This window comes from Bacillus sp. TSO22, from assembly GCF_020223595.1.
Lineage (GTDB): Bacteria > Bacillota > Bacilli > Bacillales > Bacillaceae > Bacillus > Bacillus inaquosorum.
The window spans coordinates 51,422-72,611 of record NZ_JAHAWO010000013.1 but is presented as its reverse complement, the minus strand read 5'-3'; the positions used below and the strand labels follow the sequence as shown (position 1 = coordinate 72,611).

General features: G+C 47.8%; 19 protein-coding genes and 1 pseudogene. 15 read left to right on the top strand and 5 right to left on the bottom strand.

Annotated elements, in window-relative coordinates; genetic code table 11:
- The first annotated feature begins 2 nt into the window (after nucleotides 1-2).
- The 9 genes and pseudogenes from KHQ79_RS16125 (at nucleotide 3) to KHQ79_RS16085 (ending at nucleotide 9,557) form a co-directional block, all read left to right on the top strand.
- A complete protein-coding gene (locus KHQ79_RS16125; protein WP_225516044.1) occupies nucleotides 3-1,259 on the top strand; it encodes an amidohydrolase in 1,257 nt (418 codons plus the stop codon).
- A 93-nt stretch (nucleotides 1,260-1,352) separates the two neighbouring features.
- Nucleotides 1,353-1,805: a DUF6884 domain-containing protein gene (locus tag KHQ79_RS16120; RefSeq protein WP_225516042.1), complete on the top strand. Its 453-nt coding sequence runs from the start codon at nucleotides 1,353-1,355 to the stop codon at nucleotides 1,803-1,805.
- A 29-nt stretch (nucleotides 1,806-1,834) separates the two neighbouring features.
- Nucleotides 1,835-2,523 (top strand): annotated as a pseudogene (locus KHQ79_RS16115) (YfjL-like protein).
- Between the two features lie 230 nt (nucleotides 2,524-2,753).
- Entirely contained in the window at nucleotides 2,754-3,755 is a 1,002-nt protein-coding gene (gene acoA, locus KHQ79_RS16110) for an acetoin:2,6-dichlorophenolindophenol oxidoreductase subunit alpha (RefSeq protein ID WP_225516040.1), read from the top strand.
- Nucleotide 3,756: 1 nt separating this feature from the next.
- Nucleotides 3,757-4,785: an acetoin:2,6-dichlorophenolindophenol oxidoreductase subunit beta gene (acoB, locus tag KHQ79_RS16105; RefSeq protein WP_100276074.1), complete on the top strand. Its 1,029-nt coding sequence runs from the start codon at nucleotides 3,757-3,759 to the stop codon at nucleotides 4,783-4,785.
- 13 nt (nucleotides 4,786-4,798) lie between these two features.
- Nucleotides 4,799-5,995, top strand: a complete 1,197-nt coding sequence (gene acoC / locus KHQ79_RS16100) for an acetoin dehydrogenase complex dihydrolipoyllysine-residue acetyltransferase (protein ID WP_225516038.1) — start codon at nucleotides 4,799-4,801, stop codon at nucleotides 5,993-5,995.
- Between the two features lie 20 nt (nucleotides 5,996-6,015).
- Nucleotides 6,016-7,392, top strand: a complete 1,377-nt coding sequence (gene acoL / locus KHQ79_RS16095; RefSeq protein WP_119913566.1) for an acetoin dehydrogenase complex dihydrolipoyl dehydrogenase — start codon at nucleotides 6,016-6,018, stop codon at nucleotides 7,390-7,392.
- Nucleotides 7,393-7,507: 115 nt separating this feature from the next.
- Nucleotides 7,508-9,325 (top strand): acetoin dehydrogenase operon transcriptional activator AcoR, encoded by a 1,818-nt coding sequence (gene acoR / locus KHQ79_RS16090; RefSeq protein ID WP_225516036.1) that lies wholly within the window; start codon nucleotides 7,508-7,510, stop codon nucleotides 9,323-9,325.
- A gap of 52 nt (nucleotides 9,326-9,377) precedes the next feature.
- A complete protein-coding gene (locus KHQ79_RS16085) occupies nucleotides 9,378-9,557 on the top strand; it encodes a small acid-soluble spore protein H (RefSeq protein ID WP_003239795.1) in 180 nt (59 codons plus the stop codon).
- Nucleotides 9,558-9,593: 36 nt separating this feature from the next.
- Here KHQ79_RS16085 and KHQ79_RS16080 read toward each other — a convergent pair whose 3' ends face one another.
- The 5 genes from KHQ79_RS16080 to KHQ79_RS16060 are packed head-to-tail and all read right to left on the bottom strand — an operon-like array spanning nucleotide 9,594 to nucleotide 12,876.
- Nucleotides 9,594-9,923, bottom strand: coding sequence for a YnfA family protein (locus KHQ79_RS16080; protein WP_119913568.1), 330 nt, complete (start codon nucleotides 9,921-9,923; stop codon nucleotides 9,594-9,596).
- A 49-nt stretch (nucleotides 9,924-9,972) separates the two neighbouring features.
- Nucleotides 9,973-10,530: a YfjD family protein gene (locus KHQ79_RS16075; RefSeq protein WP_003239791.1), complete on the bottom strand. Its 558-nt coding sequence runs from the start codon at nucleotides 10,528-10,530 to the stop codon at nucleotides 9,973-9,975.
- 23 nt (nucleotides 10,531-10,553) lie between these two features.
- Nucleotides 10,554-11,321, bottom strand: a complete 768-nt coding sequence (locus KHQ79_RS16070) for a hypothetical protein (protein ID WP_225516034.1) — start codon at nucleotides 11,319-11,321, stop codon at nucleotides 10,554-10,556.
- 11 nt (nucleotides 11,322-11,332) lie between these two features.
- Entirely contained in the window at nucleotides 11,333-12,556 is a 1,224-nt protein-coding gene (locus tag KHQ79_RS16065) for a tape measure protein (protein WP_088111310.1), read from the bottom strand.
- 5 nt (nucleotides 12,557-12,561) lie between these two features.
- Complete coding sequence (locus KHQ79_RS16060) at nucleotides 12,562-12,876, bottom strand: WXG100 family type VII secretion target (RefSeq protein ID WP_225516032.1); 315 nt, start codon at nucleotides 12,874-12,876, stop codon at nucleotides 12,562-12,564.
- Nucleotides 12,877-13,210: 334 nt separating this feature from the next.
- Between KHQ79_RS16060 and glvA the strand changes: the two genes are divergently transcribed.
- The 6 genes from glvA to catD all read left to right on the top strand — a co-directional run bounded on the left by glvA (nucleotide 13,211) and on the right by catD (nucleotide 21,181).
- Nucleotides 13,211-14,560 (top strand): 6-phospho-alpha-glucosidase, encoded by a 1,350-nt coding sequence (gene glvA, locus KHQ79_RS16055; RefSeq protein WP_225516030.1) that lies wholly within the window; start codon nucleotides 13,211-13,213, stop codon nucleotides 14,558-14,560.
- A gap of 65 nt (nucleotides 14,561-14,625) precedes the next feature.
- Nucleotides 14,626-15,390 (top strand): MurR/RpiR family transcriptional regulator GlvR, encoded by a 765-nt coding sequence (gene glvR / locus KHQ79_RS16050; RefSeq protein WP_003239782.1) that lies wholly within the window; start codon nucleotides 14,626-14,628, stop codon nucleotides 15,388-15,390.
- Nucleotides 15,391-15,404: 14 nt separating this feature from the next.
- Nucleotides 15,405-16,988 carry a PTS maltose transporter subunit IIBC gene (gene malP / locus KHQ79_RS16045; RefSeq protein ID WP_225516028.1) on the top strand — a complete coding sequence of 528 codons (1,584 nt, stop codon included), beginning with the start codon at nucleotides 15,405-15,407 and terminating at the stop codon, nucleotides 16,986-16,988.
- 105 nt (nucleotides 16,989-17,093) lie between these two features.
- Complete coding sequence (locus KHQ79_RS16040) at nucleotides 17,094-18,815, top strand: ABC transporter ATP-binding protein (protein WP_225516026.1); 1,722 nt, start codon at nucleotides 17,094-17,096, stop codon at nucleotides 18,813-18,815.
- Nucleotides 18,809-20,623, top strand: a complete 1,815-nt coding sequence (locus tag KHQ79_RS16035) for an ABC transporter ATP-binding protein (protein ID WP_225516024.1) — start codon at nucleotides 18,809-18,811, stop codon at nucleotides 20,621-20,623. The genes KHQ79_RS16040 and KHQ79_RS16035 overlap by 7 nt, the downstream gene beginning before the upstream one ends.
- Nucleotides 20,624-20,776: 153 nt before the next feature.
- The gene (gene catD / locus KHQ79_RS16030; protein WP_003239773.1) at nucleotides 20,777-21,181 is read left to right on the top strand and encodes a DoxX family oxidoreductase CatD; all 405 of its coding nucleotides are present in this window, start codon (nucleotides 20,777-20,779) and stop codon (nucleotides 21,179-21,181) included.
- The last annotated feature ends 9 nt before the right edge of the window (nucleotides 21,182-21,190 follow it).

Below are 21,190 nucleotides of genomic sequence, written 5' to 3'. Positions count from 1 at the left end.
ATATGGATATTATTCAAGTGAGACGAGATTTTCACCGGCATCCAGAAGTGGGCTTCACGGAATTTCGTACAGCCGGAAAGGTTGTGGAAACCCTGCTGGCCCTTGGATACGACGTGACATATGGAAAGGATGCAATTGATGGCGATGCCCGCAGAGGTGTCCCTTCTGAAAAAGACCTGCAGCGGGCTTTTGAACGTGCAATAGAAAATGGAGCGGATCCCGATATCATTGCGCCAATGAAAGGCGGATACACCGCAGTCATCGGCACGCTGGAGGGAAATGTACCGGGACCGGTCGTCGCGCTTCGCTTTGATATGGATGCACTGCCTATTACAGAAAGTGCAGAGGCGGACCATGTCCCGTTCGCCAAGGGCTTCCGGTCTGAATTTGAAGGAAATATGCACGCCTGTGCCCATGATGGCCACACCGCCATTGGGTTAGGTGTGGCAAAAGCGATGGCACACGGAAACTTTGCGGGCACCTTAAAGCTGATCTTCCAGCCCGCCGAAGAGGGCGTCCGCGGAGCGTACGCCGTCACCGAGAAAGGCATGCTGGATGATGTCGATTATCTTCTCTGCCACCATCTTGGCACCAATGTGCCGCTGGGAGAAATATACGGCGGAGCGCAAGGATTTCTGGCCACGACAAAAATGGCCGTCCATTTCCGCGGCGTCTCCTCTCATGCCGGCGCGGCGCCTGAGCTTGGCAAGAATGCATTGCTAGGTGCGGCAACAGCGCTTTTAAACATTCACGCCATTCCGCGTTTCAGCTCAGGAGATACCCGCATTAATGTCGGTGTGCTTGAAGGCGGAACAGCGGCAAATATCATCCCGCAGCACGCCAAAATGATCATTGAAACGCGGTCTGATTCAGAAGAGGTCAATTGTGATCTGGAGGAACGCGTACGAAAGATCATTGCCCACAGTGCAGCCATGCATGAGCTTGAATATGACATCGACATCATCGGCGGAGCCATTCCGATCAAATGTGACGAGGAAATGGTCAAAACTGTGCTTGAAGCGGCTGCAGAGGTTGACGGTTTTTCTTCTCGCAAAGGCATTCAAACAGGATCAAGAGGGAGCGAAGACGCAAGCTACATGATCAAAAGGGTTCAAGAGCGGGGAGGAAAAGGAACGTATATGATCATCGGCACCGACATCGCCGCCCCGCATCATCATGAAAAGTTCGATATCCAGGAAGACATTCTGCCGCGAGGTGTCCAGCTGCTGGAGCGGGCTGCAATGAAGCTGTTGAAATAGAGGGGGAACCCCCTCTATTTTTATTGTATGACATGCAGGAATAAGAAAATAATGGTACATTGATATGAGATACATGATAAAGGGGAGAGAAAAATGAAACGACTATGCATCATCCCCTGCGGCAAGAAAAAAATATGGGACATCCATCCAGATACAGGGCCGGTAAGTGCGGAAGACGCTTATCTCAGCCCGTTTCATCAGGCGTGCGAGCGATATGCGAAAACATTTTTCGATGAATGGGTGATTTTGTCTGCGAAGCACGGATTCCTTCGCCCAGATGATATCGTTCCCGAAAATTACGATGTGGCTTTTGGAACCGGTCACCCGGAGATCATGACAGCAGAGGAGCTCCGCCGCCAATTTTGCGAAAAAGGCTTTTCCGACATCGAAGAGCTTGTCATGCTTGGCGGCAAAAAATATCGAAGCGTCCTAAACGCCGTCATCGGCGAGCATCAGCACATCAGCTGGCCTCTGTCATCATACAAAGGCATTGGCTACATGCTTCAAGCGCTGAACCGGGCGGTTGAAGACAAGCATGAACTGTAGCACGTACATATCAAGAAAAGAATGTGAACATGAAAAAACTTGTATTTGGCTTGCTTGTTATTGCGGTATTCGGATGCGGGCTATATATCTATCATGTGTGTTTCGGTGATCCATTTACGAAAAATGCCGCAAAGCAGAAGCTTATATCTTATGCGAAACAAACCTATCCCAAAAAAGAAATCAAGATTACGAATGGGGTATATAACGCTAAAACCTCGGAATATGTGTTCCAAGCAAACACCCAATCTCATCGCTACCCAATGTGTACGAAGGGATTTCTCTATCCTAAAGTCACTTGCGATGGAATTGAAGAGGCGTATACAGAATCAGCAGCAAAACGTTTAAATGAAGAAGCATCGAAGGAAATCGAAGCAGATCTGAAAAAAGCGGTTCCGCAAATCATAAAAGCCGACACTGCTTTGAGCATTGAAAACGGTCAGTTCACATTAGATACAAAATGGAACAAACAGCTGGCTGAAAAAGCGCCTATGAGCATAACGATGCAATTAGATGCCAGCGGGTTATCAAAAACAGGTGCTTCAAAGCTGGCGGAAACGGTCAGAAAAACGCTTAATGAAAAGAGATATACATATTCAAACGGCACGATAGACTGTATGCAGAAGGACGGCGACGGCGGTATCGGTTTGTGAAATATTCAATTGATTTTCTTGCGAAAACGGCTATTCAGCCAAACGATGCGGAGGAATTAGGAAGTTAAAAAGATTTCCGAGGAAATAAATACGTCGATCATTGTCAAAAGACCGGGTGATGCCCGGTCTTTTTTGCATGCCATAAAACGAGACAAATGGATCAAATCGAGACAAAATGAGACACCTGTCTCGAACTGTCTCCAGTGTAAAAACGGAAAGACTGATTTTACGGGCTCCAAAGGCTGGCACACTTCTTGCATTTAAAAACGTGAACCCTAAATAGAAGGAGGCACACAAAATGGAATTGTTAAAACGAGAAGGCTTGTCATTAACTGAGGAGAAAGCGCTGTGGATGTACCAAAAGATGCTGGAAATCAGGGGCTTTGAAGACAAAGTGCATGAACTGTTCGCACAGGGAGTGCTTCCCGGATTCGTCCATTTGTATGCCGGTGAGGAAGCGGTGGCTGTAGGGGTGTGCGCTCATTTACATGATGGCGACAGCATTACAAGCACGCACAGGGGGCATGGCCATTGTATCGCCAAAGGCTGTGATCTGGACGGCATGATGGCGGAAATTTTCGGGAAAGCGACCGGATTGTGTAAAGGCAAGGGTGGTTCTATGCACATTGCCGATCTCGATAAAGGTATGTTAGGGGCAAATGGAATCGTCGGGGGCGGATTTACGCTCGCATGCGGATCAGCGCTCACCGCTAAATATAAACAGACTAATAATGTAAGCGTTTGCTTTTTTGGAGACGGAGCAAATAACCAAGGCACCTTCCATGAAGGGCTGAATCTAGCAGCAGTATGGAACCTTCCTGTCGTATTTGTTGCTGAAAACAACGGCTATGGCGAAGCCACCCCATTTGAGTACGCGTCGGCCTGTGATTCAATCGCCGACCGGGCGGCTGCCTATAACATGCCGGGGGTCACAGTTGACGGAAAAGATATTTTAGCAGTTTACCAGGCAGCCGAGGAAGCGATAGAACGAGCAAGAAACGGCGGGGGCCCGTCTTTGATTGAATGTATGACTTATCGAAACTATGGCCATTTCGAAGGGGATGCCCAAACCTATAAAACGAAGGATGAAAGAGCTGAGCACCTTGAAGAAAAGGATGCTATTCAAGGCTTTAAAAACTACCTGTTAAAAGAAACAGATGCAAATAAACTGTCAGACATTGAACAGCGTGTCAGCAAATCGATTGAAAAAGCCGTCTCGTTCAGCGAAGACAGTCCGTATCCGAAAGAGTCAGAGCTGCTGACAGATGTCTACGTGTCATATGAAAAAGGGGGAATGTGAGATGGCGAGAGTCATAAGCATGTCAGACGCGATCAATGAAGCGATGAAGCTTGCGATGAGAAGAGACGAAAATGTGCTTTTGATCGGTGAAGATGTCGCCGGGGGAGCGGCGGTCGATCATTTGCAGGATGATGAAGCATGGGGCGGCGTATTAGGGGTCACAAAGGGGCTTGTACAGGAATTCGGCCGCACAAGAGTGCTGGACACACCGATTTCTGAGGCGGGCTATATGGGGGCGGCCATGGCTGCGGCATCAACCGGGCTGAGGCCGATTGCGGAGCTGATGTTTAATGATTTTATCGGCACGTGCTTTGACCAGGTGATCAACCAAGGGGCGAAATTCCGCTATATGTTCGGCGGAAAAGCGCAAGTGCCGATTACCGTCCGCACTACCTACGGAGCAGGATTCCGGGCCGCTGCCCAGCATTCACAGGCGCTGTATGGCCTTTTCACCAGCATCCCGGGATTGAAGACGGTCGTTCCGTCCAATCCATATGACGCCAAAGGCCTGCTGCTTGCAGCAATAGAAGACAATGACCCGGTGTTCTTTTTTGAAGACAAAACGTCCTACAACATGAAGGGCGAGGTGCCGGAAGATTATTATACAATCCCGCTCGGAAAGGCGGACATCAAACGCGAAGGCGGCGATATTACGCTATTTGCTGTCGGCAAGCAGGTTAATACCGCGCTTGAAGCGGCGGCGAAGCTTTCAGAAAAAGGCATCGAAGCCGAGGTGCTTGATCCCCGCAGTCTGTCTCCTTTGGATGAGGAAGCGATTTTCACATCGTTGGAAAAAACAAACCGGCTGATCATCATTGATGAAGCCAATCCGCGATGCAGCATTGCCACGGATATAGCTGCGATTGTTGCCGACAAGGGCTTCGATTTGCTTGATGCGCCGATTAAACGAATTACAGCGCCGCATACACCAGTGCCGTTTTCGCCAGTGCTTGAAGATCAATATTTGCCGACACCAGATCAAATTGTCAGCGTCACGCTTGAATTGCTTGGCGAGCCGGCAATGAATTAAAGGGGGGACACAAATGGCAGTAAAAGTAGTGATGCCAAAATTGGGAATGGCCATGAAACAAGGGGAAGTATCGATATGGAATAAAAAAGTAGGTGACCCGGTTGAAAAGGGAGAAAGCATTGCCAGCATTCAATCGGAGAAAATTGAAATGGAAATCGAGGCGCCTGAAAAAGGAACGCTGATCGATATCAAAGTGAAAGAGGGAGAAGAGGTTCCGCCCGGCACAGCGATCTGCTACATCGGGGACGCCAATGAATCGGTGCAGGAAGAGGCGAAAGAGCCTGCTTCGGAAGATAGCGCGCCGCTAGCCGTCCAGCCCGTCAAACAAGAAAACAAACCCGCAGCCGCCAAAAAAGAACGAATCAAGATATCTCCAGTCGCCAGAAAAATAGCGGAAAAAGCGGGATTAGACCTGAAACAGCTGAAAGGCACTGGACCAGGCGGGCGAATCGTGAAGGACGACGTTATAAAGGCGCTTGCTGAACAGAAAAAAGATCAGGCTGAGCCGGTTTCTGAGCAGAAAGCGCAGGAAACCCCAGTGACAGGCATGAGAAAAGTCATCGCGGCCCGAATGCAGGAAAGCCTGGCAAACAGCGCGCAGCTGACGATTACGATGAAGGCTGATATCACCAAGCTGACAGCCCTTCAAAAACAGCTTTCGCCAACTGCGGAAGAACGGTACGGCACAAAGCTGACGATGACTCATTTTGTCTCAAGAGCCGCCGTTCTCGCCCTGCAAGCTCATCCTGTGCTAAACAGCTTTTATAAAAATGAACGCATCATCACACATCCTCATGTGCACCTCGGAATGGCTGTGGCCTTGGAAAATGGATTAGTTGTGCCTGTGATTCGCCATGCTGAAAAGCAGTCGCTGATCGAACTGGCTCAATCCATCTCAGAAAATGCCAAAAAAGCACGCGAGGGACGGGCGGGAAGCGAAGAACTGCAAGGCTCAACCTTCTCCATTACAAATCTTGGCGCTTTTGGAGTCGAGCATTTCACGCCGATATTAAATCCGCCGGAAACAGGGATTCTCGGCATCGGAGCAAGCTATGACACGCCGGTGTATCAAGGGGAGGAGATTGTCAGAAGCACGATCCTGCCGCTCAGCCTGACATTTGATCACAGAGCATGTGACGGCGCCCCTGCCGCTGCATTTCTGAAGGCGATTAAAACATATTTAGAAGAACCGGCAGCATTAATTTTATAGGAAAAGCAGGTGAAAACGACATGACACTAGCCATTATCGGCGGCGGACCTGCAGGCTATGCGGCAGCGGTCTCCGCGGCACAGCAGGGCAGAAACGTGCTGCTGATTGACAAAGGCCCGCTTGGGGGAACCTGCCTGAATGAAGGCTGCATCCCGACGAAGTCTTTGTTAGAAAGCGCAAACGTTCTTGATAAAATCAAACATGCCACCAGCTTTGGAATTGAACTTCCGGCAGGTGCGATATCGGTCGATTGGAGTAAAATGCAAAACCGAAAACAACAGGTTGTCAGACAGCTTGTCCAGGGCGTTCAATTCTTAATGAAGAAAAATCAAATACAGATTGTGAAGGGGACGGCCTCCTTTCTTTCTGACAGAAAGCTCTTGATCGAAGGAGAGAACGGAAAAGAAATCAGAGAAGCAGATCAAGTATTGATTGCTTCCGGATCAGAGCCGATCGAACTGCCATTCGCCCCGTTTGACGGCGAATGGATCATCGACAGCAAGGACGCGCTTTCCCTTTCTGAGATTCCGTCTTCGCTTGTCATTATCGGCGGCGGTGTCATCGGGTGTGAGTATGCCGGGCTGTTTGCCAGACTGGGATCGAAGGTGACCATCATTGAAACAGCCGGCCAGCTGATCCCAGCTGAAGATGAAGAGATTGCCCGTCTCTTTCAGGAGAAGCTCGAGGATGACGGTGTTGAAGTGCATACTTCATCCAGGTTAGAGCGGGTGGATCAAACGGCCAAAACGGCAATATGGAAAAGCGGGCAGCGGGAGTTTAAAACGAAGGCCGATTATGTACTAGTGGCGGTCGGCAGAAAACCCCGTCTTGACGGATTACAGCTGGAGCAGGCCGGAGTTGATTTTTCTCCAAAAGGCATTTCGGTAAACGGGCATATGCAGACGAATGTGCCTCATATTTATGCGTGCGGAGACGCAATCGGAGGCATTCAGCTGGCGCATGCGGCTTTCCATGAGGGCATCATCGCTGCTTCTCATGCTTCCGGAAGGGATGTCAAAATCAATGAGAAGCATGTGCCTCGCTGCATCTATACATCACCGGAAATCGCGTGCATCGGGATGACAGAACAACAGGCAAGAAGCGTATACGGGGATGTGAAGATTGGCGAATTTCCTTTTTCCGCAAACGGCAAGGCGCTCATTAAACAGCAAGCGGAAGGAAAGGTCAAAATCGTGGCAGAACCGGAATTCGGCGAAATCGTCGGTGTTTCAATGATTGGTCCTGATGTGACCGAACTCATCGGCCAGGCGGCTGCGATCATGAATGGTGAGATGACCGCTGATATGGCGGAGCATTTTATCGCCGCCCACCCGACACTGTCGGAAACATTGCACGAGGCGCTGTTAAGCACGATTGGGCTTGCAGTGCATGCGTAACACGGGAAAAAGCAGGCGCAGGGATACAAGGCGCCTGCTTTTTTATTGTTGAAAGCGCTTTATTTTTCCCCTACAATAGATGAAAACGGCGTGTAAGGGAGGAGCGATCAAGGAAATGAATTCGATCCCAAACGATTTGCAAACCTGGAAACGTTTTGTGAAAGACGGTGTGCTTGACGAAGCCCGATTAAGAAAACGGATCGCCGAGTCATGGCATCGCTGCAAAAAAGCTGAGGTCAATCCTTATTTAGAAAAAGGCCCCAAGGTTTTACAGCAAACCGAGCTGGATCAGCAGTCAAAAAAGCATTCATTCTTCTTGACGACCGCACAGCCTTACCTCGAAAAACTGCTGCCTGCCATAAAAGAAATGGAAATGATGGCGCTGTTAATTGATTCAGACGGCGTTGTTCTGGCATTGGACGGCCATCCTCGCGCGCTTTATGAAGCCAAACGCATCAACTTTGTTGAAGGCGCATGCTGGACGGAAACGGCTGTCGGGACAAATGCGATTGGCACGGCGCTTCACATTAGTGAGCCGGTTGCGATACAAGGATCCGAACATTACTCTATCGCTTCCCATCAGTGGAACTGTTCAGCCGCTCCGATTCACCATGAGGATGGCAGTCTTGCAGGTGTGATTGACATATCGTGTCCGGCAGCAGGCGCGCATCCTCATATGCTCGGTATTGCTACGGCGATTGCCTATGCCGCGGAACGGGAACTGGCAGCTAAAAGCCGTGAGAAAGAGCTGGAGCTGATCAGCCGTTTTGCGGATAGAGCTGCATCCCGTGTGCCGATGGTGCTCTGCAATGTCAAACAGCATATCATCAGCGCGAGTGAAGCGGTTCGAACCTCAATGCCGGATTGGCAGGGCAGGCACCTGTATGAATTGAAGGAACGGGGCTTTTCAATTGAAAAAGCCGTCACTATGGGGGATGGCGGCACTTGTTTTTATCTCGCGGAACAAAAGAAAAAGACGGCGTTTCGATTCAACGGAGTTATCGGGCAAAGCGGCCGATCGCAAGCTATGCTGAAGAGCCTTGAACGAGCGGCAGCGGCGGATGCAACGGTATGTCTGTCGGGCGAAACTGGTACGGGGAAGGAAGTCGCGGCCCGCGCACTTCATGAGAACAGCGAGCGGCGGCACGGCCCGTTTGTTGCTGTCAATTGCGGAGCGATCCCGTCTGATTTGATTGAAAGCGAGCTGTTCGGCTATGCGGAGGGCGCTTTTACGGGAGCGAAACGAAACGGCTACAAAGGCGCCTTTCAAAAGGCGAATCAAGGCACCTTATTTTTAGATGAGATCGGAGAAATTTCCCACTCGATGCAGGTTGCGCTTTTGCGGGTGCTTCAGGAACGCAAGATTACGCCGGTCGGCGGAACGAAAGAAATTCCGGTTGATATCAGAGTCATTGCCGCCACACATTGTGATTTGCGCGAGCTTGCCGAAAGCGGGAAAATCAGAGAGGACTTGTTTTACCGTCTTCATGTCTATCCGATTGAGCTGCCTCCTTTACGCGAACGCCCCGAAGATATTCCGGATCTTTTCCAGTACTACAAACAGAAGAATCATTGGCCTGGCGAACTTCCCCCTGCTTTTTTGGATATGCTGAAGCAATGGAGGTGGCCGGGGAATATTCGCGAGCTGTTTAATGTGTTTGAACGTCTTTCCATCAGATTTCCGGACGGCCGGCTTAGGGATGAGCCGCTTACCGCTTTACTGGAAGCTGCAGGACTGCCGATCATCCCGGCGGAAAAAAAGCCGGCTGCTGCCGGCGCGCTGACCCTTCGTGAGCAAATCCAAAAAGATATCATCATCAAAGCGCTTGAATCCGCAAAAGGAAACGTCTCTCAAGCCGCCAAAATCAGCGGGATCCCCCGGAGCACTTTCTACAAACGGCTGAAAAAATTCAACTTGTCCGCTGAATCATAAAGCATACTTCTTTCAAGAAATGGAAACGTTATGTATGAAGGAGGGTGTTAGAATGAATAGTCAAAGGGCGAAAGAAATTGTAGAATCTCCCGACATGAAGAAAGTAACATATAACGGCGTTCCTATTTACATTCAGCACGTGAATGAAGAAAACGGAACAGCGAGAATCTATCCGCTGGACGAACCTGAGCAGGAGCATGAAGTACAGCTGACCAACTTAAAAGAGGATTAAACAAAAATGGCCCGCTTCATAAGCGGGCCATTTTTGTTATCCGCGCGGAGCAAATAAAATGACACAGACGCCGATAAGACAAATGAATGCACCGATCCAGTCATACAGATCAGGTGTTTTCCGGTCGACAAGCCATCCCCATAGAACCGCAAGCACGATGAATACCCCGCCATAAGCGGCGTATACACGGCCGAAGGAAGGGAAGGACTGAAACGTCGGAAGAATGCCATAGACAACAAGGATCAGCGCTCCGGCGATCCCATAGCCGACTGGCTTTGCCTCTCTCAGCCACAGCCAAACCAAATACCCGCCGCCAATTTCGGCAAGCCCAGCCGCGAGAAATAAAAGAATGGTAATCAGCATCACGTGCACTCCTCAAGTTGCTTTTCTCTTTTATTATAAAGGAGGAGAGCTGTTAAAGCTTTGGATGATTCTCAAATTCCTTTAAATACGCGCTGCGCTGAATCTCCGTAAATTGGCTGATCCAGTTGCTTTTCGCCTCTTCATTCAGATGGGGGAGGATATAGCGTTCAACCGCTTCAAAAAACAACGGATTCGCGATAATGTTCCAGGTAGGGATGCGAACGACTTTGCCGTTTGTTTTCTCGATGATAATATCCTCAAAAAAGATCCCTTTCAAACTGTAATGATGCCGTCCCATATAAATCCGTTTTACCTCAGAAAACAGCACGCTGCGCTTTCTCGAGAAGATCTCGCCATCAGGCCCAGTCTTTACGCTGAAAATGACATTTCCCCGGCTTGTGAACGCCGGAAAAGCCATAAAAAATGTGATTAATCCATAAACAATCGCCATTAATCCTCCGCCCAAATAAAGCAGGGCATACTTAGATTCAAATGTGAGAGCTTCAGACACCAGCCACACTCCTGCAATAAAAGCGCCCCCTGTGGCGAGGAACAGCCATATTCTAAAAAACATTCTACTCTTGACCTTAATTACTTCATTGTTTTTCAATTGCTATTCTCCTTTATCGCTCTTTAGCAAAAAAGTATTCCTTTTACCACATCTTTATTTGCTGGTACGATAGAAAATTCATTTTGAGTGATACCTGTTACCAGCCAAGTATGACGGCTGCCAGGCAAGACGAAAGCCATGTCAGCCACTTCCGGCGAGTTGTCTTTGTCATAAACAAGGCGCATCAGCGTATCCATTTTCCCTTTTTGTGAAGCCAGATCATTTACGAATCGGGTAATATCCTCTTGATGTTCATGCTTAACTAGAAACTCTTTCAGATATGTGGGAGTGTCTGAAGCACCTTCCAGAAGCAATTCAAATTCAGTTGATGTCAGAGTAATAATTGATTCTTTGTTATCCTCAGCATCTATTATATTTAAAAACTCGGATGTTTTAGAAAGTAATCCGTCACTTGAATCCATTTTTTTGATGCTGTGCACCTGTTCATCAAACAGCAGTTCATGAGAGTAAGTGCCGAACTTAGAAACGTGGCAAGACACATTCTGTTCTTTGCCTTGTTCATCAAATTTGGACAGTTTCACTGTATAATCCGCGTCGTTTAATACGTGGATAAACGGGCAGTACTCGTCCTTTAATCGGTATTGATGATTACGGTATTCCGCCGCATCTTTGGCCAAAAGCGAGCGGCATGCCGCTTCGAACAAAGCACCGAGCTGTTCATCTTCTATTTCCGGAAAATAGGCCTGCTTCAAGGCCATTCCCTGTTCAAAAAACCCTTCGCTGTAAAAACAAAATAAGAGTTCTTCTATGCTGATCGTAAACTGCTTCATTGTTTATTCTCCTATCCAAATGAAAGTTTCCCTTTGAGGAAATGGGTTGCGCCGTGTATAAGCGAGTCCGCTGTTTTCTTTGCTTTTTCCATTCCTTTTTTCGCGCTGTCTATCCCTTTATGTATCGTTTTATTCGCCGCATCTATGCCGTCATTCACTGATTTGACGACTTTGCCGGCTGATTCCAGCCCTTTCTTGGCTGTATCGACGACAGCGTGAATCGGTTCTTTCAGCTTTATCGCCGCTTTTTCAGCAAAGCCTGATGTGAATTTTGCGATTTTTTCCCCAACAAAACCTCCTACGGCTGATCCGATTGTGCCTCCGACTACTGTACCAACAGGGCCTAACACACTTCCAAGGGCACCGCCGACGACAGCGCCTGCCGTAGCTCCTCCTGCGATGAAAATAGTGTTATTCACAGCATTCCCGACGGCCTTGGCGTTTTCACGCTTGAGAACTTCGGGTTTGTCTTGGTATTTCGCGTAATTTTCAGCAATTTTCAAGCCCGCTCCGAACGTTTCGGTCGCACCGGTGATCAGTGTGGCGGTAATGGCATTTCCTTTTGCGAATTTCAAGCCCGTTTTTCCGACATCCTTCAAAGTTGAGCGTACGCCGGCTTCATTAAGAAATCCTCTTGTGTAGCTTCTGACGCTGTTTGAAAAATCGACCGTATCCTGAGGGAAGTACTTTGTAAACTTTTTATGTACCAAATCTGAAAATGGCCGGTTTGTCTTTTTAAACAAATATTTAGGATTCATAAGCACTCTAGCCGCTTTTTGATAACGTGAGCTGTCAACGGCTCTGGAAATATCCAATAGAAGTTTTGAGTGCCGGGCGGTATGCAAACCGCTTGGCTGTTTCACAAATTTCGTAAGCCCTAATCCGTAGTATTTTCCTTGTGTCAGCATAAGGGCGGTTAAGCTTGTCATCGTTCCGTATTTGTCGTAAGCATTATAGAGCTTTCGCAGAATATCATCTTGTTCAACAAATTTATCGCCCGTTTTTCTGATGAAAATCTCATTGTCACTCAGCTTGGTGACGAGCGCTTTTCCTGAGCTCCACGCATCGCCGACTCCGGAAAAACAGCTGCTGTAGCGGGGATCGCATTGTAAAATCATCTGCCCCAGCTCCAAATGCAGGTCCTTATATTTGCTTTCCATATCGGTTAATTCAGTGACTACATCATTTGCCAGCTGTTCGAGTTTATCCGGATCAACTGCAATGTTTCCTGACACACCATTCACCCCCTGAGTTTATGTCTTTCCTCTCTTGCTTTACGTTCCAGTACTTCCATTCTGGCAATTTCAGCTTTTCGTTCTTCTATTTTGACGGCGGCTGCCTTTAGCTCCTGGCTTGTTTCAAGCAGCTCCTGTTCGAATTGATCGTAGGCGGCTTTTGTTTCCTCGAAATCCTGGTCGAACGAATCTCTTGCTTTTCCCTGCCAAGCATCCCCTAATGCAGATAACCGGGATTCAAGCAGCATTTTGGAGCTTCTGACCTCTTCTGCGGCCGCACTGTACTTGTTTGCCAGCTCAATGACTTTATATGAGTCCAACTTTTGTCCCCTGCCTTTTCTAAATTCACGCACAAATGGATGTTTTATATAAATGATTATAAATAATTCGGCATGTATCCGAATCGTACAAAAGAACCTTTTCATAAGAAATGGAAGGGCGTATATTCACTTAAATTTCACAGTAGGTGAGACTTTAAGATTACAAAAAAGGTAAAAAAATCAAATCTCTCAGACGTAAGGTAAATGAGAAATTTCCCGCTTTGTGGGAAAAAACACTAAAATTGATCAAATGATCTAAGTGCGCCAAACGTGTTACGGGACGGGCCTTCACATGGTATAAATAAAATGTAAACGTTATCAAGGAGGTCGTCATATGAAGAAAAAATCATTCTCAATCGTAATAGCGGGCGGAGGGAGCACTTTCACTCCAGGGATCGTACTGATGCTCTTGGACCATTTGGAGGAGTTTCCGATCAGAAAGCTGAAGCTGTATGATAATGATAAGGAGAGACAGGATCGCATAGCAGGCGCCTGTGACGTTTTTATCAGAGAAAAAGCGCCGGAAATTGAATTTACAGCGACGACTGACCCGGAAGAAGCTTTTACAGATGTCGACTTTGTCATGGCGCACATCAGGGTAGGGAAATACGCGATGCGTGCGCTGGATGAGCAAATTCCGCTGAAGTACGGAGTTGTCGGCCAGGAGACATGCGGGCCGGGCGGCATCGCATACGGCATGCGCTCGATCGGCGGCGTGCTTGAAATATTAGATTACATGGAAACATATTCGCCTGATGCGTGGATGCTCAATTACTCCAACCCGGCGGCAATTGTAGCCGAAGCAACAAGACGCCTCAGGCCGAATTCGAAAATTCTGAACATCTGCGATATGCCGGTTGGAATCGAAGACCGGATGGCGCAAATTCTCGGCCTGTCCTCAAGAAAAGAAATGAAGGTCCGCTATTACGGATTAAATCATTTCGGCTGGTGGACATCGATTCAGGATCAAGAGGGCAATGATTTAATGCCGAAGCTGAAGGAGCATGTATCTCAATACGGGTACATTCCGAAGACGGAGGCTGAAGCTGTCGAGGCGAGCTGGAATGACACGTTCGCAAAAGCGCGTGACGTACAGGCCGCAGATCCTGACACACTGCCGAATACGTATTTGCAATATTACTTGTTCCCGGATGATATGGTGAAAAAATCAAATCCGAATCATACGCGGGCAAACGAAGTGATGGAAGGGCGCGAAGCCTTTATTTTCAGCCAATGTGACATGATCACACGCGAGCAGTCCTCGGAAAACAGCGAAATCAAAATCGATGATCACGCATCATATATTGTTGATCTAGCCCGGGCGATTGCCTACAACACAGGTGAAAGAATGCTCTTGATCGTTGAAAATAACGGAGCGATTGCGAACTTTGACCCGGCTGCGATGGTCGAGGTGCCGTGTATTGTCGGCTCAAATGGGCCTGAACCGATCACCGTCGGCACCATTCCGCAATTCCAAAAAGGGCTGATGGAGCAGCAGGTATCCGTTGAGAAACTGACTGTTGAAGCGTGGGCGGAGAAATCGTTCCAAAAGCTGTGGCAGGCGCTGATCCTGTCAAAAACTGTGCCAAACGCACGTGTGGCAAGGCTGATTCTCGAGGATTTAATTGAGGCCAACAAAGACTTCTGGCCTGAGCTTGATCAAAGCCCAACCCGCATTTCATAACTGAAATACCCCCCGTTTTCGAATCTGTTATTGTATATAATAGAAAGAAAATGGGGGGATCTGATATGAAGCTAGATGAACTGATTAATCAGCACTACGGCAAATTAAATGACAACGATTTTCATATTTTAAAATATATATTGAATCACAAGCACACGTGCTACACCCTTGGAATCGATGCGTTGGCCAAGGCTTGCAGCGTATCGCGTTCCTCGATTTTGCGGCTTGCCCAAAAGCTCGGTTTCAGCGGCTACAGTGAATTTCGCGTTTTTTTAAAGTGGGAAGATCAGCCGGAAGAAGGCGAGAGTATGAGTTTTCAAAAGCTGCTTGATGATATTGAATCAAATCTGAAGTTCTTAAGGACAAAGGACATGACGGATATGTGCCAGCTGATTGATGAAGCCGACCGCATTTTCGTGTACGGATCAGGAAATGCGCAAAAGATATGCGCCCGTGATCTGCAAAGAATGTTTATTCCGCGCCATCGGTATCTCATTTTGATTGAAGACAGAAATGAATTTAATCTGATGCGCGATGATTTTAAAGTAAACGATCTGTTTATCATCATTTCTCTTTCCGGAGAAACACCGGAGCTGATTCCTCAGGCAAGAATGCTTTCTGCAAAGGGTATTCCCTTTATTTCCATTACGAATTTAAAAAACAATGTCCTCGCCCAGCTGACTCCGCATAATCTTTATGCGACAAGCAAACCTGTGACATTAAGCGATAAAACGGAAATTGTCGCTTTTGCACCGTTCTTTCTCGTTGGCGAAGCATTGTTCCGCGCATATGTTGATTACAAAGAGGCAGAAAAAAATGACATTGAGTAGCAGGGGGTTCTGGTATGATGCAAAAAATCCAGCGCTTTGGAAGCGCGATGTTTGTACCTGTTCTATTATTCGCGTTCGCTGGCATTATCGTCGGTGTCAGTACGCTTTTTAAAAATAAAACCATCATGGGCCCGCTTGCCGATCCTGATGGGTTTTGGTATCAGTGCTGGTATATCATTGAGCAGGGCGGCTGGACAGTATTTAATCAAATGCCGCTCTTATTCGCCATCGGCATCCCGGTTGCTTTGGCGAAGAAAGCTCAGGCGCGCGCTTGTTTGGAAGCGCTTACGGTTTACTTGACGTTCAATTACTTTGTCAGCTCGATCTTGACGGTATGGGGAGGGGCATTTGGCGTCGACATGAACCAAGAGGTCGGCGGAACGAGCGGGTTAACGATGATCGCAGGCATCAAAACGCTCGATACCAACATTATCGGAGCCATCTTTATTTCTTCGATTGTCGTCTTTTTGCATAATCGTTATTTTGATAAAAAACTGCCCGATTTTCTCGGCATCTTTCAAGGCTCAACGTATATCGTGATGATTTCCTTCTTCATTATGATCCCGATCGCCTTGGCCGTGTCTTACATTTGGCCGATCGTTCAGACGGGAATCGGCTCGCTTCAAAGCTTCCTGGTTGCTTCCGGGGCGGTGGGCGTTTGGATTTACACATTTTTGGAACGGATTTTGATTCCGACCGGCCTTCATCACTTTATTTACACGCCGTTTATTTATGGGCCTGCAGTAGCGGAAGGCGGGATCGTCACGTATTGGGCACAGCATCTCGGCGAATATTCGCAAAGCGCCAAACCGCTGAAGGAGCTCTTCCCGCAAGGCGGATTCGCGCTCCACGGCAACTCGAAAATCTTCGGCATTCCGGGCATCGCCCTGGCGTTTTATGTCACAGCCAAAAAGGAAAAGAAAAAACTTGTCGCAGGGCTGCTGATTCCTGTCACGCTGACGGCGATTGTCGCCGGTATTACAGAGCCGATTGAGTTCACTTTCTTATTCATTTCTCCTTTCTTATTTGCGGTTCACGCCGTACTGGCTGCAACGATGTCGACAGCCATGTATATGGCCGGTGTCGTCGGAAACATGGGTGGCGGGCTGATCGAAGCGGTGACCTTGAACTGGATTCCGCTCTTTGGCAGCCACGGAATGACGTATGTGTATCAAATTTTGATCGGGCTTTCTTTTACAGCTATTTATTTTTTCGTCTTCCGATTTTTAATTCTCAAATTCAATATCGCCACACCGGGACGGGAAAAGGATGATCAGCAGGAAACAAAGCTGTATTCGAAAAAGGAATACAGAGAAAGAAAAAACAAGGATGAAACGGCCTCCGCTGTTGAAACGGCAGATGACACCGCTTTTCTGTACATTGAAGCGCTGGGCGGAAAAGACAACATCACTGAAGTGACAAACTGCGCCACCCGCCTCAGAGTCAGCGTCAAGGATGAAACAAAGGTTGAGCCCGACAGCGTGTTCCGAGCGCTTGGCTCACACGGCGTCGTCAGAAACGGGAAGGCGTTTCAGGTGATTATCGGATTGAGCGTTCCGCAGATGCGGGAGCGTGTGGAAAAAATATTGAATCAATAATGCCAGCCCTCCTTTTCGGGAGGGTTTTCGTTTGCCGTCAAAAAGACCGTCATAGTAAAGTAAAGAAAGAGACAATCGAGTAAAAAGGGGTTTGGAGGCTTTTACATGCAAAAGGCTTTATCGTTTTTAAAACCATACTCACTGCTGGTGGGAATTGCGCTGATTCTCATGTTGACGGAGCTTGCGGTTGAACTGATGCAGCCTTTACTGATCGCAAAAATCATCGACGATGGGATTTTAAAGCAAGATCTCCGGCATGTGTGGACATGGGGGGCGGTCATGATCGGACTGACCGTGTTATCATTTGCAGCGGGAATGCTGAATTCCTTTTATGCCGCCCATGTCAGCCAAAGCTTTTCCTACGATACGAGAAAAGGGCTTTTTCAAAAAATCCAGTCCTTCTCCTATTCTACTTTTGGACAGTTCTCGTCCTCTTCTTATATCACAAGGCTGACAAACGATGTCACACAGGTTCAAAACATGATTTTTATGAGTTTGCGGTTTATGCTGCGGGCTCCGTTAATGATTGTAGGCGGTATTGTGCTGTCACTCACCGTTAACGTGAAGCTCGGCTTTTTTCTGCTTGTGACCATTCCGATCCTGATCTTGTTTTTGCTATGGGTATTAAAGAAAGGCGGGGCGCTGTTCCGTTCAGTGCAGAAACGGCTGGATCAGGTGAATACCGTCATGCAGGAAAACTTAACAGCGATTAAGCTGATCAAAGCGCTGCTTCGCGGCAGCCACGAGGTCAAAAGATTTATCAAAGCCAACACGAGGCTGATGGAAAAAACAGTTTCAGCCTTTCAGCTTGTGGAATTCACGATGCCTGTGCTGATGCTGCTGATGAACCTCTGCATCCTTTTGATTTTGTGGGCAGGTGCACACAGTATCACGAACGGAAGCACTCAAGTCGGTGATGTTGTCGCGATTATTAACTACGCAACACGAATTACGGGCGCGCTTTCGATGTTTCCGTTTTTGATTATGATTTTCACCCGGGCGAAGGCTTCAGGGGATAGAATCGGCGAGGTGCTTGAAACGGAAGGTGATGAGCGGGAAGAAGGCATCATACCAGGTCGTTTGTCAGGACGGATTGAGTTTCAGCATGTATCCTTCCGTTATCCTGAAATGGACAGAGAAGCGCTGCGGAATGTCTCATTTTCCGCAAAGCCGAGGGAAACGATCGCGATTCTCGGTGCGACGGGATCGGGCAAGTCCACGCTCTTTCAGCTCATTCCGCGGCTTTATCGGCCGGATTCAGGCAGCATTTACATAGATGAAAAGCCAATTCACGATTTTCCGGCAGAGGGGCTTCGTAAGCAAATTGGATATGTACCGCAGGAGGTGCTCCTGTTTTCCGGCACAATCAAAGAAAATATCGCTTGGGGCAAAGAAAATGCTTCACTTGATGAAATAATTGTAGCGGCCAAACATGCGCAAATTCATGAAACGATTATGAAGCTCCCGAATGGGTATGACACTGTTTTGGGACAAAGAGGCGTCAACCTGTCCGGCGGCCAGAAGCAGCGGATTTCCATTGCGCGGGCGCTGATCCGAAAGCCGGCCATCCTTCTTTTAGATGACAGCACAAGCGCGCTAGACCTGCAGACGGAGGCGAAGCTGCTTGAGGCAATCAGCGCATATGAGTGCACAACCTTGATCATTACGCAAAAAATGACCACGGCGATGAGAGCTGATAAGATTTTGCTGCTTGAGGATGGCGAACTGATTGAAAAAGGCACGCACAGTGAGCTGCTTTCTGAATCTCAGTTATACAAACGCATTTACGAGTCGCAATTCGGAAGGGAGGGGAGCGAGTCATGCTAAAAGACATCCGCAAGCCTTTCCAATATCCCAAACTGCCCATCGACAAAAAAGAAGGCGCAAAAAAGCGGGCGAAAGCAAAGGATACAAAAGGCACACTGAGACGAATCTGGTCTTACTTGGCTGAACGAAAAGGACTGCTTATCCTTGTCATGCTGATGGTTGTCATCAGCGCGATATTCGGGCTCCTTGGCCCCTTTGTAATCGGAAAGGCCATCGACCATTTCATCGTCGGGCGAACGGTAAGCGGACTGATCCCCGTTTTGCTTCTTCTGCTCGTCATTTATATTATTCAGTCCCTGTCACTCTGGTTTCAAAACTATTGGATGATTACGATTTCGCAAGGCACTGTTTTCAGAATGAGAAGCGAGTTGTTCACCCATCTGCATGAGCTGCCGATTCCGTTTTTTGATAAACAGCGGCACGGTGAGCTGATGAGCCGGGTGACAAATGACATCGAAAATGTCAGCTCTACTTTAAACACGTCGGTCATTCAAATTCTGTCAAGCGTCATCACCTTTGTCGGAACGGTTGCAGTAATGCTGTACATGAGCCCGCTCCTTACAGTGATTACCCTGACCATCATTCCGGTGATGGCAGTAAGCCTGAAATGGATCACCAACCGGACGGGAAAGCTGTTTAAAGAACAGCAGAAAAACCTTGGTGAGCTGAATGGATATATTGAGGAATCTGTTTCCGGCGCAAAGGTCATCAAAGCCTATTCGCGTGAGAAGCAGATCACTGCCGAATTTCTCGAAAAAAACGCTACGCTCAAGACCTCGGGCTTCTGGGCACAGACGATTTCCGGGTTTATCCCGAAAGTCATGAACTCTTTGAATAACTTAAGCTTTACAATGATTGCCGCAATCGGCGGTTTGTTCGCGCTGAAAGGCTGGATCTCGATCGGCTCGATCGTCGTCTTTGCCGAGTATTCAAGGCAATTCACACGCCCTTTAAACGATCTGGCCAATCAGTTTAATACGATGCTGTCCGCCATTGCCGGCGCTGAACGGGTGTTTGAGGTGCTTGATGAAAAAGAAGAGCGCGAGGATGAAAAGAACGCCGTGCATCAGCCTATCCAAACAGGCAGTATTGAATTCCGGGATGTGTCCTTCGGTTACGATGAAGGGCAGCAGACACTGAAGCATTTACAGTTTACAGTGCCTGCCGGACAGTCCATCGCATTTGTCGGACCGACGGGAGCGGGGAAAACAACTGTCACCAACCTGCTCGCCCGTTTTTACGAGCCTGGTGAGGGAAGGATTTTAATCGACGGTACAGATATTAAAACCCTCACTAGAGCAAGCCTGCGGAAAAACATGGGGTTTGTCCTGCAGGATTCGTTTTTGTTTCAAGGAACGATCAGAGAAAATATTCGCTACGGCAGGCTCGATGCATCTGATCAGGAAGTCGAAGCCGCGGCAAAAACAGCGAACGCCCACAGCTTTATTGAAAGGCTGCCAAAAGGGTATGACACAGTGCTCACGCAAAACGGATCGGGCATCAGCCAAGGACAGAAACAATTGATTTCCATAGCGCGTGCGGTGCTTGCCGATCCGGTTCTTCTCATCTTGGATGAAGCGACAAGCAACATTGATACCGTAACAGAAGTCAACATTCAAGAAGCGCTCGCCCGTTTAATGGAGGGAAGAACAAGCGTCATCATCGCCCACAGGCTGAACACCATTCAAAGAGCGGACCAGATTGTGGTGCTAAAAGACGGCGAAATGATTGAAAAAGGCAGCCATGAAGAACTGATCCGGCAAAAAGGATTTTACAGTGACTTATATAAAAGCCAATTTGAGAAATAGACCTTTGTCCCGCACAAAGGCCTTTTTTGTTACAGTTTTATAGTACTTTTATTTCATTTTCGTAAAATGTAACAAAATTACTTGACGTAAACAAGTTATGTATATATACTAGCTTACATTAAGTAAGTGATAACATTTATCAAGGAGGATAAAATGAATAAATCATTTGAAATTGGCACATTACTTTTAAGAGTTATTACAGGTATTATCTTTTTTGTTCACGGTTTATCTAAGTTTCAGGGAATGGAAGGCACCATCCAATTTTTCGGCAGCATAGGCCTTCCAAGCTTTATGGCGTATGTCATTGCAGCGATTGAACTCGTTGGCGGAGTGCTTGTCTTCTTCGGATTGGCTACACGCATTGTCGGTGTTCTGTTTGCCCTCACGCTGATCGGAGCCATCATTACAGTCAAGCTGAAAGCGCCATTCATGGGCAATGCAGAATTTGATTACCTTCTGCTTTTGACATCAATCCACCTGGCTCTTTCCGGAAGCCGTTTCCTTGCGTTAGACCCACTTGTGTTTAAAGCAAAAAAGAGCGAAAACGTATCAGCATAAGAAAAGAGG

Excerpts from the sequence above, each read along its gene's own strand:
- KHQ79_RS16125 (WP_225516044.1), top strand. The coding sequence starts at position 3 with ATGGATATTATTCAAGTGAGACGAGATTTTCACCGGCATCCAGAAGTG.
- KHQ79_RS16120 (WP_225516042.1), top strand. The coding sequence starts at position 1,353 with ATGAAACGACTATGCATCATCCCCTGCGGCAAGAAAAAAATATGGGAC.
- acoA (WP_225516040.1), top strand. The coding sequence starts at position 2,754 with ATGGAATTGTTAAAACGAGAAGGCTTGTCATTAACTGAGGAGAAAGCG.
- acoB (WP_100276074.1), top strand. The coding sequence starts at position 3,757 with ATGGCGAGAGTCATAAGCATGTCAGACGCGATCAATGAAGCGATGAAG.
- acoC (WP_225516038.1), top strand. The coding sequence starts at position 4,799 with ATGGCAGTAAAAGTAGTGATGCCAAAATTGGGAATGGCCATGAAACAA.
- acoL (WP_119913566.1), top strand. The coding sequence starts at position 6,016 with ATGACACTAGCCATTATCGGCGGCGGACCTGCAGGCTATGCGGCAGCG.
- acoR (WP_225516036.1), top strand. The coding sequence starts at position 7,508 with ATGAATTCGATCCCAAACGATTTGCAAACCTGGAAACGTTTTGTGAAA.
- KHQ79_RS16085 (WP_003239795.1), top strand. The coding sequence starts at position 9,378 with ATGAATAGTCAAAGGGCGAAAGAAATTGTAGAATCTCCCGACATGAAG.
- KHQ79_RS16070 (WP_225516034.1), bottom strand. The coding sequence starts at position 11,321 with ATGAAGCAGTTTACGATCAGCATAGAAGAACTCTTATTTTGTTTTTAC.
- glvA (WP_225516030.1), top strand. The coding sequence starts at position 13,211 with ATGAAGAAAAAATCATTCTCAATCGTAATAGCGGGCGGAGGGAGCACT.
- glvR (WP_003239782.1), top strand. The coding sequence starts at position 14,626 with ATGAAGCTAGATGAACTGATTAATCAGCACTACGGCAAATTAAATGAC.
- malP (WP_225516028.1), top strand. The coding sequence starts at position 15,405 with ATGATGCAAAAAATCCAGCGCTTTGGAAGCGCGATGTTTGTACCTGTT.
- KHQ79_RS16040 (WP_225516026.1), top strand. The coding sequence starts at position 17,094 with ATGCAAAAGGCTTTATCGTTTTTAAAACCATACTCACTGCTGGTGGGA.
- KHQ79_RS16035 (WP_225516024.1), top strand. The coding sequence starts at position 18,809 with ATGCTAAAAGACATCCGCAAGCCTTTCCAATATCCCAAACTGCCCATC.
- catD (WP_003239773.1), top strand. The coding sequence starts at position 20,777 with ATGAATAAATCATTTGAAATTGGCACATTACTTTTAAGAGTTATTACA.